Below are 14,233 nucleotides of genomic sequence, written 5' to 3'. Positions count from 1 at the left end.
GCTGCGAAGCAGCTTCAATCGTCCTTCACCGACGCGTGACCCCTTGGTCGCGCGGCGGCAGCGTTCGGACAAACGCGACGATGGCATCGAGATCCTCGGCCGTCATGGTGGCGTAACCAGCATAAGCCATCGGCGGCTTGGGCTTGCGACCGTCACGTGCGACGCCTTGCGTAATCGCACGTTTGATTTCGTCGTCGCTCAACTGCCCGAGGCCGCCACGGGATCCGATGCAATGTTGGGCGAGATGGTTCACCCCACGGCTGCAGAATACAAAAAAGCGGCACCCGAGGGCGCCGCTTTTGAAACGCTATGCGATTTGGCTTATGCCGCCTCGGCTTCCTTCGCCTGCACCGGACCGGAGTCCTGGCCCTTGGCATCGACGTCGCGGTCGACGAATTCGATGACGGCCATCGCGGCGTTGTCGCCGTAGCGGAAGCCCGCCTTGATGATGCGGGTGTAGCCGCCCTGGCGATCCTTGTAACGGGGCGCCAGCACGTCGAACAGCTTCCTGACCTGGTCCTTGTCACGCATCTCGGAGATGGCCTGGCGGCGCATCGACAGGCCGCCCTTCTTGCCGAGGGTGACGAGCTTCTCGACGATCGGACGAAGCTCCTTGGCCTTGGGCAGCGTGGTGACGATCTGCTCGTGCTTGATCAGCGCAGCCGCCATGTTGGCGAACATCGCGCGGCGATGCTCGGCCGTGCGGTTGAGCTTCCGATGAACCTTGCCGTGACGCATGTGTTTAGTCCTTAACTTGAAACTGCCGCGACGGTTCGTCGGACATGTTGCTCAGGTGGGCTGCCTGCGTTCGCCCAAGTCGGCGAGTGGCGAATGGTGAGTAGCGAACGGTTCCTGCCCATTCGCCACTCCCTACTCGCCATTCGCTCAGTAGTGATCCTCGAAGCGCTTGGCGAGCTCGTCGATGTTCTCCGGCGGCCAGCCCGGCACTTCCATGCCGAGGTGCAGACCCATCTGGGCCAGCACTTCCTTGATCTCGTTCAGCGACTTGCGGCCGAAGTTCGGGGTGCGGAGCATTTCCGCTTCGCTCTTCTGCACGAGGTCGCCGATGTAGACGATGTTGTCGTTCTTCAAGCAGTTGGCAGAACGCACCGACAGCTCGAGCTCGTCCACCTTCTTGAGGAAGGCCGGGTTGAAGGCGAGGTCCGGGATGATCTCCTGGGCGACTTCCTTGCGCGGCTCTTCGAAGTTGACGAACACGTTGAGCTGATCCTGCAGGATGCGGGCGGCGTAAGCCACCGAGTCATCCGGCGAGATCGCGCCGTTGGTCTCGATCGTCATGGTCAGCTTGTCGTAGTCGAGGATCTGGCCCTCGCGGGTGTTCTCGACCTTGTAGGAGACCTTGCGGACCGGCGAGTACAGGCTGTCGACCGGGATCAGGCCGATCGGCGCGTCCTCTGGCCGGTTGCGCTCGGCGGGCACATAGCCCTTGCCGGTGGAGACCGTGAACTCCATACGGATCTCCGCGCCCTCGTCGAGCGTGCAGATCTGCAGGTCCGGGTTCAGCACGGTGACGTCGCCGACCGTCTGGATGTCGCCGGCGGTGACCGAGCCAGGGCCCTGCTTCTTCACGACCATGCGCTTGGGGCCTTCGCCCTGCATCTTGATCGCGATGTCCTTGATGTTCAGCACGATGTCGGTGACGTCCTCACGGACGCCGGCGATCGAGGAGAACTCGTGCAGCACGCCGTCGATGTGCACCGACTGCACCGCCGCGCCCTGGAGCGAGGAGAGCAGGATGCGGCGCAGCGCGTTGCCGAGCGTCTGGCCGAAACCGCGCTCGAGCGGCTCGGCAACGATGGTCGCAAAGCGCGAGGGGTCGCTGCCGGGCTGAACCTGGAGCTTGTTCGGCCGAATCAGTTCTTGCCAATTTTTCTGGATCGTCACTGTTTCACCCATACAGGCCAGTCGATTTGAAAATTCAAATACCGGCGTTGGAGAAAGGCCGCAGATCAAACCCGCGGCTTCTAAAAAACCATCGCGGGCAACACGGCGCCCGCAACTTCGTATCAGACGCGCCGACGCTTTCGCGGACGGCAACCGTTGTGCGGGATCGTGGTCACGTCGCGGATCGAGGTGACGGTGAAGCCCGCGGCCTGCAGCGCGCGCAGCGCCGACTCACGGCCCGAACCGGGACCGGCGACCTCGACTTCCAGCGTGCGCATGCCGTGTTCCTGCGCCTTCTTGGACACGTCTTCAGCGGCGACCTGCGCGGCATACGGGGTCGACTTGCGCGAGCCCTTGAAGCCCATCGTGCCGGCGGAAGACCAGGCAATGGTGTTGCCCTGCGCATCGGTGATGGTGATGGTCGTGTTGTTGAAGGACGAGTTCACGTGCGCGACGCCGGAGGCGATGTTCTTGCGCTCACGACGACGAACGCGGGTGGCTTCCTTGCCCATAGAGTACCTTTCCTAGAGATCTCAAACGCCGCCGTAATGCCAGCGGCTACACCTGTGAAAAAGCGAATGGTGAGTGGCGAATAGCGAGTGGATGACCACTCGCCATTCGCCACTCACCCATTCGCGCGAATTACTTCTTCTTGCCGGCGATGGCCTTGGCCGGACCCTTGCGCGTACGCGCGTTGGTGTGGGTCCGCTGACCACGCACCGGCAGACCGCGGCGATGACGCAGGCCGCGATAGCAGCCGAGGTCCATCAGACGCTTGATGTTGATACCGACTTCACGACGCAGATCGCCCTCGACGAGATAGTCGCGGTCGATCACTTCGCGGATCTGGAGCACTTCAGCGTCGCTGAGCTGATTGACGCGACGATCCGCGGGGATCTTCACTTTTTCGAGGATCTCACCAGCGATCTTCTGGCCGATGCCATGGATGTACTGGAGCGCGATCAGCACGCGCTTGTTGGTCGGAATGTTCACGCCGGCAATACGGGCCACGGCCTTCTCTCCTGTTGCCGATCCCTCGTCAGGAATCGGGCTTTAAGTGCTTGTGTTTCTCGGGCAGGTGTTCACAAACGCGAACACGACGCCCACCCCCGGTCTTCCTGGGGCCCGGCATCGTTTGAAACTATCCGACTTGGATGCGGGGCTTATTAGGGGATTCAGGGGCCTGTCGTCAACCGCCGCTAGCGTTTGGCTCGCTTTTTCGTGACCTTTTTTGAACCCTTCTTCGAAGCTTTTTTGACGGTCTTTTTGACCGTTTTCTTGGCTGACTTCTTGACGGCCTTCTTGGCGCCCTTTACGGCTTTTTTGGCGGATTTAGCCGATTTGGCAGCCTTTTTGGCTGTTTTCGCCGCCTTTTTGGCCGCTTTGGCCTTCTTGGTCCCCTTCTTGGCCGGTCCCAGCTTCGCCGCGCTGGCCTGGGACTTGCCGTGCGACTTGGGCTCGACAGCGCCCAGCGCCAGCAACTGGCGGTGGATCGCGCGGGTCACCTCGTCGATGGCCATCATACCGTCGATGGTCGAGAGCTTCCGGCGCTCGGAATAGTAGTGAATCAGCGGCTCGGTCTGGCTGCGGTAGCTGGCGAGCCGCTTGGTCAGGACCTCCGGGGTGTCGTCGACCCGGACCTCCTCCCCGCGCTCCCGCATCTGGGCGACACGGGTCTCGACGCGGCTGAGCAGCGCGCTCTCATTGACGCGGAGCTCGATCACGGCATCGAGTTTCATGTGCTTGTGCTTGAGCAGCTCATCCAGCGCCTCGGCCTGCGGCACGGTGCGCGGGAAACCGTCGAGGATGAAGCCTTGCCGCGCGTCCGGCTGGTCGATCCGGTCCGAGATGATTCCCACCACGATCTCGTCGGGCACGAGGCCCCCGCTGGCCATGATCTCCTTGGCCTTCAGCCCGACCGGCGTCCCCGCCGCGACGGCTGCACGCAACATCTCGCCGGTCGAGAGCTGGACGATGCCATAGCGCTGCACCAGCAGCTGCGCCTGGGTCCCCTTGCCCGATCCCGGCGGTCCCAGAAGTATAATTCTCATCGGCGTACGCCCCCCGGATTGGTGAGCGATTCGTCGCGCACCTGTGTTTGAAGATCGAGAATAGTGCAAACCACAATCAGCGCCGCACTGCCACCCATATCATAGGGGAGCAAATGCCCGGACGCCAAGAACCCCTTTGAAATCAGTGATTGCGTCGAGGTCAGAGCAGTTCTGCCGATGCGACCGAACGGATGGTCCTGAGCCTCGCGGACGCCGCGCGGCTGCGCGCGCGGCGAATCGGCGATGTGGACCCGAAGCCCGACAGGACGCCGCGCTTACCTACGGCGGCCCCGCAGCTTCGACTTCCGGATCAGGCCTTCATACTGGTGCGCCAGCAGATAGCCCTGAACCTGCGCCACCGTATCCATGGTCACGCTGACAACGATCAAGAGCGACGTGCCGCCGAAGTAGAACGGCACCGAGGCGTAGGAGATCAGAATTTCCGGAATCAAGCAGACGATCGCCAGGTAGATCGCGCCCAGCACGGTGATCCGCGACAGCACGTAGTCGATATATTCCGCGGTGCGCTCGCCGGGACGAATGCCCGGGATGAAGCCGCCATGCTTCTTCAGATTGTCCGCGGTCTCGGTCGGGTTAAAGACGATCGCGGTGTAGAAGAAGGCGAAGAACACGATCAGCGCGAGATAGAGCACCAGGAACAGCGGACGGCCATGGCCGAGCTGGGTGGTGATCCACTGGAACCATTCCGGTCCCTTGCCCGCGTTGAAGTTCGCGACCGTCGTCGGCAACAGCAGCAGCGACGACGCGAAGATCGGCGGGATCACGCCCGAGGTGTTGAGCTTGAGCGGCAGATGCGAGGACTGGCCCTCGAACATCTTGTTGCCAACCTGGCGCTTCGGATACTGGATCAGCAGCCGGCGCTGGGCGCGCTCCATGAACACGATGAAGGCGATCACGGCGACCGCCATCACGATGACGACCAGGATCAGCCCGGTCGACATCGCGCCCTGGCGGCCGAGCTCGAGCATATTGGCGAGCGCCGCAGGCAGCTCGGCGACGATGCCGGAGAGGATGATCAGCGAGATGCCGTTGCCGATGCCGCGCGAGGTGATCTGCTCACCCAGCCACATCAGGAACATGGTGCCGCCGGTCAGCGTGATCGCGGTGGAGAGACGGAAGAACATGCCGGGGTCGCTGACGACGTTGCCGGCGCCTTCGAGGCCGACCGCGATGCCGTAGGACTGGAACGCGGCCAGGATCACCGTCAGATAGCGGGTGTACTGGTTCAGCGTCTTGCGGCCCGCCTCACCTTCCTTCTTCAGCGCCTCGAGCTGCGGCGAGACGGTGGTGAGGAGCTGGATGATGATCGAGGCCGAGATGTACGGCATGATGTTCAGCGCGAAGATCGCCATGCGGTGGATACCGCCGCCGGCAAACATGTTGAACATGCCGAGGATGCCGCCCGCCTGCGACTTGAACACCTGCTCCCAGATATTGGGATCGATGCCGGGCAACGGAATGTAGGTTCCGAGCCGATAAACGAGCAGCGCACCCAGGGTGAACCAGATGCGCTTCTTCAGTTCGTCGGCCTTGGCAAACGCGCCGAAATTGAGATTGGCTGCCAGTTGTTCCGCTGCAGAGGCCATATTGGACTTTCTCCCGCCGCCTTTTGCGCCGTGATACCCGCGGCCGGGCTATTCTAGCGGACGCCGGACATTATCTGGGGCTTCGGCTTCGATAAGTCCATCGTCCCGCATGCGAAAAAGGCCCGCAAGACGCGGGCCAATGACGCAGTTGTTACGCCGCCTCGCCTTCTTCCTTTGCAGGGGCGAGGATCTTCACCGAACCACCGGCCTTCTCCACCGCTTCGATCGCGGACTTGGTGGCGCCGTGGGCTTCGATTGTGAGCTTCGCCTTGAGCTCGCCGCGGCCGAGCAGCCGCAGGCCGCCCTTGGCGCGGCGCAGCACGCCGGCCTTCACCAGAGCCTCGACGTTCACGACGCTGCCGGCGTCGAGCTTCTTGGCATCGACCGCATCCTGGAGACGGTCGAGATTGATCTCGGCAAACTCGACACGGAAGATATTGTTGAAGCCGCGCTTGGGCAGACGGCGATGCAACGGCATCTGGCCGCCTTCGAAACCCTTGATGCGGACGCCCGAACGCGCGGTCTGGCCCTTGCCGCCGCGGCCGGACTGCTTGCCCTTGCCCGAACCGATGCCACGGCCGACGCGCATGCGCTTCTTGCGCGAGCCGGCGTTGTCGGCGATATCGCTGAGCTTCATCGCCCTGCTCCTTGTGTTTTGCGCATGATCTGGATCATGCGCGTAATTTTACTTCTCGTCGACGATGCGGACGAGATGGTGAACCTTTTCGATCATGCCGCGGACGGCCGGGGTGTCCGGCAGTTCGCTAACGCGGCCGATCTTGTTGAGCTTGAGCCCGATCAGCGTCGAACGCTGCGAGTGATGGCGGCGGATCGCGCTGCCAGTCTGCTCGAGCTTGATCGTCTTTGCGGCCTTGGCCATCGTGGTCTACTCCGAAAAGCGTTGGTTAGTCCGCAGCCGCCTCGGCATCGCCGCCGACGCGACGACCCTGAAGGGTGGACACCTTGATGTTGCGGCGCGCCGCGACCGAACGCGGTGAGTCCTGGTGCTTCAGCGCATCGAAAGTCGCGCGAACCATGTTGTACGGGTTCGACGAGCCGATCGACTTGGCAACCACGTCCTGGACGCCGAGCGTCTCGAACACGGCGCGCATCGGACCGCCGGCGATGATGCCGGTACCAGCAGGAGCTGCACGCAGGTAGACACGGCCCGCGCCGTGACGGCCGGCGATGTCGTGATGCAGGGTGCGGCCCTCGCGCAGCGACACGCGGGTGAGGTTGCGCTTGGCGGACTCGGTGGCCTTGCGGATCGCCTCGGGCACTTCGCGCGCCTTGCCGTGACCGAAGCCGGCGCGGCCCTTCTGATCGCCGATCACGACCAGCGCTGCGAAACCGAAGCGCTTACCGCCCTTGACGACCTTGGCCACGCGATTGATGTGGACGAGCTTGTCGACGAACTCGCTGTCGCGCTCCTCGCGCTCCTTGCGCTCACGCCCGCCGCCGCGTTGATCGCGTCCACCACGTTGTTCGCGTTCTGCCATTTTTCCAATCCTTCAGAGGCTTGCGCCTCAATCCTCAAATTCTGTTAGAAGCTCAGCCCGCTCTCACGCGCAGCGTCGGCCAGTGCCTTGACGCGCCCGTGGTAGAGGTAGCTGCCGCGATCGAACACGACTTCCTTGACGCCCTTCTCGGCGGCGCGCTCGGCCAGCAACTTGCCGACCGCCTTTGCTGCATCGATGTCGGCGCCGGTCTTGCCACCATCGCGCATGTTCTTCTCAAGCGAGGAGGCGGAGGCGAGCGTCTCGCCCTTCAGGTCGTCGATGACCTGAGCGTAGATGTGCTTGGACGAGCGGAACACCGACAGACGCGGACGACCACCAGCAGAGCGGCGCAGCTTCAGCCGCACACTCCGCTTGCGCCGGGCATTGGTAACCTTGGCTTTGGACATGACCGGCTCCGTTACTTCTTCTTGCCTTCCTTGCGGAAGATGAATTCGCCCACATACTTCACACCCTTGCCCTTGTAGGGCTCCGGCGGACGGTAGGAGCGGATCTCGGCGGCAACCTGGCCGACACGCTGGATGTCGCTGCCGGTGACCGTGATCTCGGTGGGCTTCGGCACGGTGATCGTGATCCCTTCCGGGATCGCGTAGACCACGTCGTGGCTGTAGCCGAGCGCGAGCTGCAGGTTCTTGCCCTGCATCGCGGCGCGGTAACCGACGCCGGTGATTTCGAGCTTCTTCTCGAAACCCTTGGTGACGCCTTCGACCAGATTCGCGACCTGGGCGCGAGCGGTGCCGTACAAAGCGCGCGCGCGATTGGTCTCGAACCGCGGGTTCACTTTGACCTGGCCGTTCTCGAGCTTCACCTCGACGTCGTCATGGACGACGAACTGAAGCTGGCCCTTCGGCCCCTTCATCTTGACGGTCTGCCCATCGACGGTCGCGGTCACACCGGACGGCACCGCCACAGGCTTTTTGCCAACTCGTGACATGGATCAAAAATCCTTCTCAGAACACCGTGAAGAGGACTTCACCGCCCACGTTCGCTTCACGCGCACTGTGGTCGGCCATGATCCCCTTCGGCGTCGACAACACCGAAATACCGAGTCCGTTATTGACCCGCGGCAGGTTCTTCACCGAGGCGTAAACACGACGCCCGGGCTTGGAAACACGTTCGATCTCGCGGATGACGGGCTCGCCGTCGAAATATTTCAGCTCGATCTCGATCTCGCTGCGGCCCGAGGCGTGCTCGAGCGTCGCGTAACCGCGGATGTAGCCCTCGCTCTTGAGCACTTCGAGGACGTTCTCGCGCATCTTCGAGCCCGGCGTCGAGACCTTGCTCTTGGCGCGCATCTGCGCGTTGCGGATGCGGGTGATGAGATCGCTGATTGGATCGTGCGTGGACATCTAAACGACCCTCCTTACCAGCTCGACTTCACGAGGCCCGGGACCATGCCCTTGGAGCCAAGTTCGCGGAGCGCGATACGGGACAGCTTGTTCTTGCGATAGTTCGAGCGCGGACGGCCCGACAGCTCGCAACGCAGACGGATGCGGGTCGCCGACGAATTGCGCGGCATTTCCGCAAGCTTCAGGGTGGCGGCGAACCGCTCCTCCATCGGCAGCGACTTGTCGGCGATGATCGCCTTCAACCGCGCGCGCTTCGGGGCGGCGTTCTTCGCCATCCGCTTGCGCCGGTTGTTCTTCTCGATTGAACTCTTCTTTGCCATGCTTGGCTCCTGGGTATCCGCGTTTGAGAGGCTTTAGGTCAGCGTCTCACTGCCGGAACGGGAAATTGAAAGCGGTCAACAAGGCCCTCGCCTCTTCGTCGGTCTTGGCCGTGGTGCAGACGGTGATGTCCATACCGCGGGCTTCCGTGACCTTGTCGAAGTCGATCTCGGGGAAAATGATGTGTTCCTTGATGCCGAGCGAATAGTTGCCGCGTCCGTCAAAGCTCTTCGGGTTCAGGCCGCGGAAGTCGCGCACGCGCGGCAGCGCGACCGTCACCAGGCGATCGATGAACTCGTACATGCGGGCCTTGCGCAGCGTCACCTTGCAGCCGATCGGCTGGTTTTCACGCAGCTTGAAGGTCGCGATCGCGATACGCGAATAGGTCACGATCGCCTTCTGGCCGGCGATCAGGGTCAGCTCGGCAGCGGCGGTCTCGGCCTTCTTGCGGTCGTTGACGGAATCGCCAACGCCCATGTTCAGCACGACCTTGTCCAGACGCGGAACCTGCATCACGTTCTGATAACCGAACTTCTCGGTCATCGCCGTGCGGATCTTCGCATCGTATTCCGCGCGCAGGCGCGGGGTGTAAGCGGTCTCAGCCATCGATCTCAGCTCCCGAGCTCTTGGCGATGCGAACCTTCTTGCCGTCCGCCAGAATCTTGAATCCGACGCGGGTCGGCTTTCCGTCCTTGCCGACATACGCGATGTTGGACAGTTGGATCGGCGCCTCTTTCGAGATGATGCCGCCCTCCTGGGCCTGCGTCTGCTTCTGGTGACGCTTGACCATGTTGATGCCGCGCACGAGCGCCGTGCCGGCCTCGGGGCGCACTTCGAACACTTCGCCACTGCGGCCCTTGTCGCGGCCGGTCAGCACGACGACCTTGTCGCCCTTGCGGATCTTCGCAGCCATCACAGCACCTCCGGCGCCAGCGAAATGATCTTCATGTGGTTCTTCGCGCGCAGCTCGCGCGGAACGGGCCCGAAGATACGGGTTCCGACCGGCTCGGCCTGGTTGTTGATCAGGACGGCGGCGTTGCGGTCGAAGCGGATGACCGAACCGTCAGCGCGGCGGATGTCCTTGCGGACACGCACCACGACGGCCTTCATCACGTCGCCCTTCTTCACCTTGCCACGCGGAATGGCTTCCTTGATCGAGACGACAATGATGTCGCCGATCGTCGCGTAGCGGCGCTTGGAGCCTCCGAGCACCTTGATACACATGACACGGCGTGCGCCAGAATTATCGGCCACGTCGAGGTTGGTCTGCATCTGAATCATTGATGCACCTCGTCCTCTTTCTCTTTGCGCCAGCCTAGCCGGCGCTCAACATTTCCCTGAAGTCGGTCGGCCAAGGCCAACAGATCAGGCGCTTTTCTTGTGTTCGCCCCGGATCACGATCCAGCACTTCAACTTCGAAATCGGCTTGGTCTCTTCGATCCAGACCATGTCGCCCGGCTTGAACTCGTTGTTCTCGTCGTGCGCGTGGTAGTTCTTCGAACGGCGGATCGTCTTCTTGTAGATCGGGTGCGTGAAGCGGCGATCGACGCGCACCACGACGGTCTTGGCAGTCTTGTCGCTGACGACCACGCCTTGCAAAGTACGTTTCGGCATATCCGTTAGCCCCTTACTTCTTCTTCGCGCGCGCTTGCGCGGCGACGGTCTTGATCCGGGCGATGTCCCGCCGGGCCTCGCGCAGGCGCGAGGTGTTCTCGAGCTGCCCGGTGGCACGCTGGAAGCGCAGGTTGAAACGCTCCTTCTTCAGGTTCAGGACGGCATCGTCCTGCTGGTCGGGGCTCATCGCGCGGATGTCTTCGATCTTCATCTGGGCCATGGCCATTACTCCGCAATGCGCTCGACGAAACGCGTCTTGATCGGCAGCTTTGCGGCCGCGAGCGTCAGCGCTTCACGCGCCGTCTGGGTGTTGACGCCGTCGATCTCGAACAGCACCCGGCCCGGCTTGACGCGGGCGACCCACAATTCCGGCGAACCCTTGCCGGAGCCCATGCGGACTTCGGCCGGCTTCTTCGACACCGGAACGTCGGGGAACACGCGGATCCAGACGCGGCCGGCCCGCTTCATGTGGCGGGTCAGCGCGCGGCGGGCGGCTTCGATCTGGCGCGCGGTGACGCGCTCAGGCTCGGTCGCCTTCAGGCCGAACTGGCCAAAGGCCAACGTCGCGCCCGAAGTCGCAACGCCGTGAATGCGGCCCTTATGCGCCTTCCGGAACTTCGTTTTCTTAGGTTGCATCATGGCTTTAAGCCCTCAAATTCTCTGTGCTGGCATCAGGCCGCAGCGTTGTCGCGGCGCCCACGGCCACCACGATCACCACCGCCGCTGGTCTCGCCTTCGGCCATTCTCTTGTCCTGGGCCATCGGATCGTGCTCGAGGATCTCACCCTTGAAGATCCAGACCTTGACGCCGCAGGTGCCGAAGGTCGTGAACGCGGTCGCAACGCCGTAGTCGATGTCGGCGCGCAGCGTGTGCAGCGGCACGCGACCTTCGCGGTACCACTCCATGCGCGCGATTTCCGCACCGCCCAGACGACCCGAGCAATTGATGCGGATGCCTTCGGCGCCAAGACGCATCGCCGACTGAACGGCGCGCTTCATGGCGCGGCGGAACGCCACGCGGCGCTCGAGCTGCTGCGCAATCGACTCGGCCACCAGCGTCGCATCCAGCTCCGGCTTGCGGATTTCGACGATGTTGATGACGACGTCGGACGAGGTGATGTCCGCAACCTTCTTGCGAAGCTTGTCGATGTCGGCGCCCTTCTTTCCGATCACCACGCCCGGACGGGCCGAGTGGATGGTGACGCGGCACTTCTTGTGCGGGCGCTCGATGACGATGCGGGCCACGGCCGCCTGCTTGAGCTCCTTGTGCAGGATCTCACGGATCTTGACGTCCTCGTGCAGCAGCTTGCCGTATTCCTGCTTGCCGGCGAACCAGCGGGAATCCCAGGTCCGGTTGATGCCGAGACGCAGACCGATCGGATTGATCTTTTGACCCATCGTTTTCTCCTGCGACCCTTAAGCCGCTGCTGCTTCGGCTTCGACCTGACGAACAATGATCGTCAGCTGCGAAAATGGTTTGTAGACACGGCCCGAGCGGCCACGGCCGCGGGCGGCAAAACGCTTCATCACGAGGCCGTTGCCGACGAAGGCCTGCGCCACGACGAGATCATCGACGTCGAGATCGTGGTTGTTCTCGGCGTTGGCGATCGCCGATTCCAGGCACTTCTTCACGTCGACCGCGATCCGCTTGCGGGAGAACTGCAGGTCGGCGAGCGCAGCGGAAGCCTTCCGGCCGCGAATGAGCTGGGCGACCAGGTTGAGCTTCTGCGGGCTCACCCGCAGCATCCGGGCGACCGCCTTGGCCTCGTTCTCGGCGAGGCTCCGTTCGCGCTTAGGTTTGCTCATCGTTTAATCCTCAAGCCTTCTTGGCTTTCTTGTCGCCGGAGTGGCCATGGAAGGTCCGGGTCGGCGAGAACTCGCCGAACTTGTGACCGACCATTTCCTCGTTGACGGCCACCGGCACGTGCTTCTGACCGTTGTAGACGCCGAAGGTCAGGCCGACGAATTGCGGCAGGATCGTCGAGCGACGGCTCCAGATCTTGATGACGTCGTGACGGCCGGACGCACGGGCGGCATCTGCCTTCTTGAGCAGAGAACCCTCGACGAACGGGCCTTTCCAGACTGAACGAACCATGTCCGTCGTTCCTTACTTCTTCCGCTTGTGGCGGCTTAGGAGAATGAATTTGTTGGTCGACTTGTTGGAGCGGGTCTTCTTGCCCTTGGTCGGCTTGCCCCACGGAGTGACCGGGTGACGACCGCCCGAGGTGCGACCTTCACCACCGCCGTGCGGATGGTCGATCGGGTTCATCGAAACGCCGCGGTTATGCGGCTTGCGGCCGAGCCAGCGGTTGCGACCGGCCTTGCCGATCGAGGTGTTCATGTGATCGGGGTTCGACACCGCGCCGATCGTGCCGCGACAACGGCCGTGCACCAGGCGCTGCTCACCCGAGTTCAGGCGGATGATGACGTAGTCATGGTCGCGACCGACGAGCTGGGCGTAGGTGCCGGCGGAACGGGCGAGCTGGCCGCCCTTCCCGATCTTGACCTCGATGTTGTGGATGATCGTGCCGACCGGCATGTTGCCGAGCGGCATGACGTTGCCCGGCTTCACGTCGACATAGTTGCCGGCGACCACGGAATCGCCAACCGCCAGGCGCTGCGGCGCCAGGATATAGGCCTGGGTGCCGTCTTCGTACTTGACGAGCGCAATGAACGCGGTGCGGTTCGGATCGTATTCCAGCCGTTCGACGGTCGCGGGAGCATCGACCTTGTCGCGCTTGAAGTCGACGATGCGCAGGGTCTGCTTGTGACCGCCGCCGCGGAAGCGCACGGTGATACGACCGGTGTTGTTGCGACCGCCCGAAGAGTGCTTGCCTTCGGTGAGCGCCTTGACCGGCTTGCCCTTGTAGAGGGCTGAACGATCGACCATGACCAGCTGGCGCTGGCCCGGTGTCGTGGGATTGAATTTCTTCAGTGCCATCGTCGTGCGACCTTACAGACCGGTGGTCACGTCGATCCGATGACCCTCTTCGAGGGTCACGATCGCGCGCTTGGTGTTCGACTGCGAGCCGAGATTGCCGCGGAAGACCTTGGTCTTGCCCTTGCGGACCAGCGTGTTGACGCTCTTGACCTTGACGTCGAAGAGCTTCTCGATCGCTTCCTTGATCTGCGGCTTGGTCGCCTTCGCGGCCACCTTGAACAGAACCTTGTTGTGCTCGGACGCCAGCGTCGCCTTTTCGGTGACGACCGGGGCGACGATCACGTCGTAGTGGCGAGCCTCGATGTTCTTCGTCATTTGAAGCGCGCCTCCAGCGCATCGATGGCGGCCTTGGTCAGAACGAGCTTCTGACGGCGCAGGATGTCATAGACGTTGATGCCCTGGATCGGCAGCACATCCATGTTCGGGATGTTGCGGGCCGCAGCTGCAAAGCCATTGTTGAGCTCGGCGCCGTCGATGATGAGCGCGTTGGTGAGCCCGAGGCCCGAGAAGTGACCGAGCAGCGCCTTGGTCTTGGCGGCTTCCAGCGCGGCCTTGTCGATCACGAGCAGATCGCCGTCCTTGGCCTTGGCCGAGAGCGCATGCTTGAGAGCGAGCGCACGGACCTTCTTCGGCAGGTCGGTGGCGTGCGAACGCACGACCGGACCGAAGGCACGACCGCCGCCGCGGAACTGCGGCACGCGGGCCGAGCCGTGACGCGCACCGCCGGTGCCCTTCTGCTTGTACATCTTCTTGCCGGTGCGCCAGATCTCGGCGCGACCCTTGGCCTTGTGCGTACCGGCCTGGCGCTTGTTGAGCTGCCACTGCACGCAGCGTGCAATGATGTCCTGGCGCGGCTCGAGACCGAAAATGGCGTCGGACAGCTGGACCGAGCCGGCTTCCTTACCCTCGAGGGTGGTGACCTTCAATTCCAT

Annotated in this window: 26 protein-coding genes; all 26 read right to left on the bottom strand. The window is 62.9% G+C overall.

Annotation, left to right across the window (positions count from 1 at the left end; translation table 11 throughout):
* Nucleotides 1-25: 25 nt before the first annotated feature.
* Nucleotides 26-253, bottom strand: coding sequence for a cytochrome c (locus tag JQ621_RS17765; RefSeq protein ID WP_249125356.1), 228 nt, complete (start codon nucleotides 251-253; stop codon nucleotides 26-28).
* Between the two features lie 68 nt (nucleotides 254-321).
* Nucleotides 322-738 carry a 50S ribosomal protein L17 gene (gene rplQ, locus JQ621_RS17760; RefSeq protein WP_027535312.1) on the bottom strand — a complete coding sequence of 139 codons (417 nt, stop codon included), beginning with the start codon at nucleotides 736-738 and terminating at the stop codon, nucleotides 322-324.
* Between the two features lie 147 nt (nucleotides 739-885).
* A complete protein-coding gene (locus tag JQ621_RS17755) occupies nucleotides 886-1,917 on the bottom strand; it encodes a DNA-directed RNA polymerase subunit alpha (protein WP_212235949.1) in 1,032 nt (343 codons plus the stop codon).
* 110 nt (nucleotides 1,918-2,027) lie between these two features.
* Nucleotides 2,028-2,417 carry a 30S ribosomal protein S11 gene (gene rpsK / locus JQ621_RS17750; protein ID WP_007603045.1) on the bottom strand — a complete coding sequence of 130 codons (390 nt, stop codon included), beginning with the start codon at nucleotides 2,415-2,417 and terminating at the stop codon, nucleotides 2,028-2,030.
* Nucleotides 2,418-2,547: 130 nt separating this feature from the next.
* Complete coding sequence (rpsM, locus tag JQ621_RS17745; protein WP_200293113.1) at nucleotides 2,548-2,916, bottom strand: 30S ribosomal protein S13; 369 nt, start codon at nucleotides 2,914-2,916, stop codon at nucleotides 2,548-2,550.
* Between the two features lie 188 nt (nucleotides 2,917-3,104).
* The gene (locus JQ621_RS17740; protein ID WP_212235948.1) at nucleotides 3,105-3,956 is read right to left on the bottom strand and encodes an adenylate kinase; all 852 of its coding nucleotides are present in this window, start codon (nucleotides 3,954-3,956) and stop codon (nucleotides 3,105-3,107) included.
* A 275-nt stretch (nucleotides 3,957-4,231) separates the two neighbouring features.
* The gene (gene secY, locus JQ621_RS17735) at nucleotides 4,232-5,563 is read right to left on the bottom strand and encodes a preprotein translocase subunit SecY (RefSeq protein ID WP_092228451.1); all 1,332 of its coding nucleotides are present in this window, start codon (nucleotides 5,561-5,563) and stop codon (nucleotides 4,232-4,234) included.
* A 151-nt stretch (nucleotides 5,564-5,714) separates the two neighbouring features.
* Nucleotides 5,715-6,200, bottom strand: a complete 486-nt coding sequence (gene rplO, locus JQ621_RS17730) for a 50S ribosomal protein L15 (RefSeq protein WP_212235947.1) — start codon at nucleotides 6,198-6,200, stop codon at nucleotides 5,715-5,717.
* A 48-nt stretch (nucleotides 6,201-6,248) separates the two neighbouring features.
* Nucleotides 6,249-6,443 (bottom strand): 50S ribosomal protein L30, encoded by a 195-nt coding sequence (gene rpmD, locus JQ621_RS17725; RefSeq protein WP_063682061.1) that lies wholly within the window; start codon nucleotides 6,441-6,443, stop codon nucleotides 6,249-6,251.
* A gap of 25 nt (nucleotides 6,444-6,468) precedes the next feature.
* A complete protein-coding gene (rpsE, locus tag JQ621_RS17720; protein ID WP_194482266.1) occupies nucleotides 6,469-7,062 on the bottom strand; it encodes a 30S ribosomal protein S5 in 594 nt (197 codons plus the stop codon).
* 44 nt (nucleotides 7,063-7,106) lie between these two features.
* Nucleotides 7,107-7,469, bottom strand: a complete 363-nt coding sequence (rplR, locus tag JQ621_RS17715; protein ID WP_212235946.1) for a 50S ribosomal protein L18 — start codon at nucleotides 7,467-7,469, stop codon at nucleotides 7,107-7,109.
* 11 nt (nucleotides 7,470-7,480) lie between these two features.
* A complete protein-coding gene (rplF, locus tag JQ621_RS17710) occupies nucleotides 7,481-8,014 on the bottom strand; it encodes a 50S ribosomal protein L6 (RefSeq protein ID WP_212235945.1) in 534 nt (177 codons plus the stop codon).
* A gap of 16 nt (nucleotides 8,015-8,030) precedes the next feature.
* Entirely contained in the window at nucleotides 8,031-8,429 is a 399-nt protein-coding gene (gene rpsH / locus JQ621_RS17705) for a 30S ribosomal protein S8 (protein ID WP_195803904.1), read from the bottom strand.
* Between the two features lie 14 nt (nucleotides 8,430-8,443).
* The gene (gene rpsN / locus JQ621_RS17700; protein WP_212235944.1) at nucleotides 8,444-8,749 is read right to left on the bottom strand and encodes a 30S ribosomal protein S14; all 306 of its coding nucleotides are present in this window, start codon (nucleotides 8,747-8,749) and stop codon (nucleotides 8,444-8,446) included.
* Nucleotides 8,750-8,795: 46 nt separating this feature from the next.
* A complete protein-coding gene (gene rplE / locus JQ621_RS17695; RefSeq protein ID WP_212235943.1) occupies nucleotides 8,796-9,353 on the bottom strand; it encodes a 50S ribosomal protein L5 in 558 nt (185 codons plus the stop codon).
* Nucleotides 9,346-9,660 carry a 50S ribosomal protein L24 gene (rplX, locus tag JQ621_RS17690; protein WP_212235942.1) on the bottom strand — a complete coding sequence of 105 codons (315 nt, stop codon included), beginning with the start codon at nucleotides 9,658-9,660 and terminating at the stop codon, nucleotides 9,346-9,348. Before rplX ends, rplE begins: the two co-directional genes overlap by 8 nt.
* The gene (gene rplN / locus JQ621_RS17685; RefSeq protein WP_008549246.1) at nucleotides 9,660-10,028 is read right to left on the bottom strand and encodes a 50S ribosomal protein L14; all 369 of its coding nucleotides are present in this window, start codon (nucleotides 10,026-10,028) and stop codon (nucleotides 9,660-9,662) included. Before rplN ends, rplX begins: the two co-directional genes overlap by 1 nt.
* Before the next feature lie 84 nt (nucleotides 10,029-10,112).
* Nucleotides 10,113-10,361, bottom strand: a complete 249-nt coding sequence (rpsQ, locus tag JQ621_RS17680; RefSeq protein WP_057745481.1) for a 30S ribosomal protein S17 — start codon at nucleotides 10,359-10,361, stop codon at nucleotides 10,113-10,115.
* A gap of 13 nt (nucleotides 10,362-10,374) precedes the next feature.
* Nucleotides 10,375-10,581 (bottom strand): 50S ribosomal protein L29, encoded by a 207-nt coding sequence (gene rpmC, locus JQ621_RS17675; protein ID WP_027535297.1) that lies wholly within the window; start codon nucleotides 10,579-10,581, stop codon nucleotides 10,375-10,377.
* A 5-nt stretch (nucleotides 10,582-10,586) separates the two neighbouring features.
* Complete coding sequence (rplP, locus tag JQ621_RS17670; protein ID WP_027535296.1) at nucleotides 10,587-11,000, bottom strand: 50S ribosomal protein L16; 414 nt, start codon at nucleotides 10,998-11,000, stop codon at nucleotides 10,587-10,589.
* A gap of 32 nt (nucleotides 11,001-11,032) precedes the next feature.
* The gene (rpsC, locus tag JQ621_RS17665; protein WP_129268065.1) at nucleotides 11,033-11,758 is read right to left on the bottom strand and encodes a 30S ribosomal protein S3; all 726 of its coding nucleotides are present in this window, start codon (nucleotides 11,756-11,758) and stop codon (nucleotides 11,033-11,035) included.
* A gap of 18 nt (nucleotides 11,759-11,776) precedes the next feature.
* Nucleotides 11,777-12,166: a 50S ribosomal protein L22 gene (rplV, locus tag JQ621_RS17660; RefSeq protein WP_057745488.1), complete on the bottom strand. Its 390-nt coding sequence runs from the start codon at nucleotides 12,164-12,166 to the stop codon at nucleotides 11,777-11,779.
* 10 nt (nucleotides 12,167-12,176) lie between these two features.
* Complete coding sequence (rpsS, locus tag JQ621_RS17655; RefSeq protein ID WP_008136357.1) at nucleotides 12,177-12,455, bottom strand: 30S ribosomal protein S19; 279 nt, start codon at nucleotides 12,453-12,455, stop codon at nucleotides 12,177-12,179.
* 12 nt (nucleotides 12,456-12,467) lie between these two features.
* Complete coding sequence (gene rplB, locus JQ621_RS17650; protein WP_028152985.1) at nucleotides 12,468-13,301, bottom strand: 50S ribosomal protein L2; 834 nt, start codon at nucleotides 13,299-13,301, stop codon at nucleotides 12,468-12,470.
* Nucleotides 13,302-13,313: 12 nt separating this feature from the next.
* Nucleotides 13,314-13,616, bottom strand: coding sequence for a 50S ribosomal protein L23 (locus JQ621_RS17645; RefSeq protein WP_027535292.1), 303 nt, complete (start codon nucleotides 13,614-13,616; stop codon nucleotides 13,314-13,316).
* Nucleotides 13,613-14,233, bottom strand: coding sequence for a 50S ribosomal protein L4 (gene rplD / locus JQ621_RS17640; protein ID WP_011088150.1), 621 nt, complete (start codon nucleotides 14,231-14,233; stop codon nucleotides 13,613-13,615). Before rplD ends, JQ621_RS17645 begins: the two co-directional genes overlap by 4 nt.

Source organism: Bradyrhizobium manausense (assembly GCF_018129685.1).
Lineage (GTDB): Bacteria > Pseudomonadota > Alphaproteobacteria > Rhizobiales > Xanthobacteraceae > Bradyrhizobium > Bradyrhizobium manausense_D.
The sequence above is the reverse complement of the archived record's forward strand: the minus strand, read 5'-3'. Positions and strand labels throughout refer to the sequence as shown.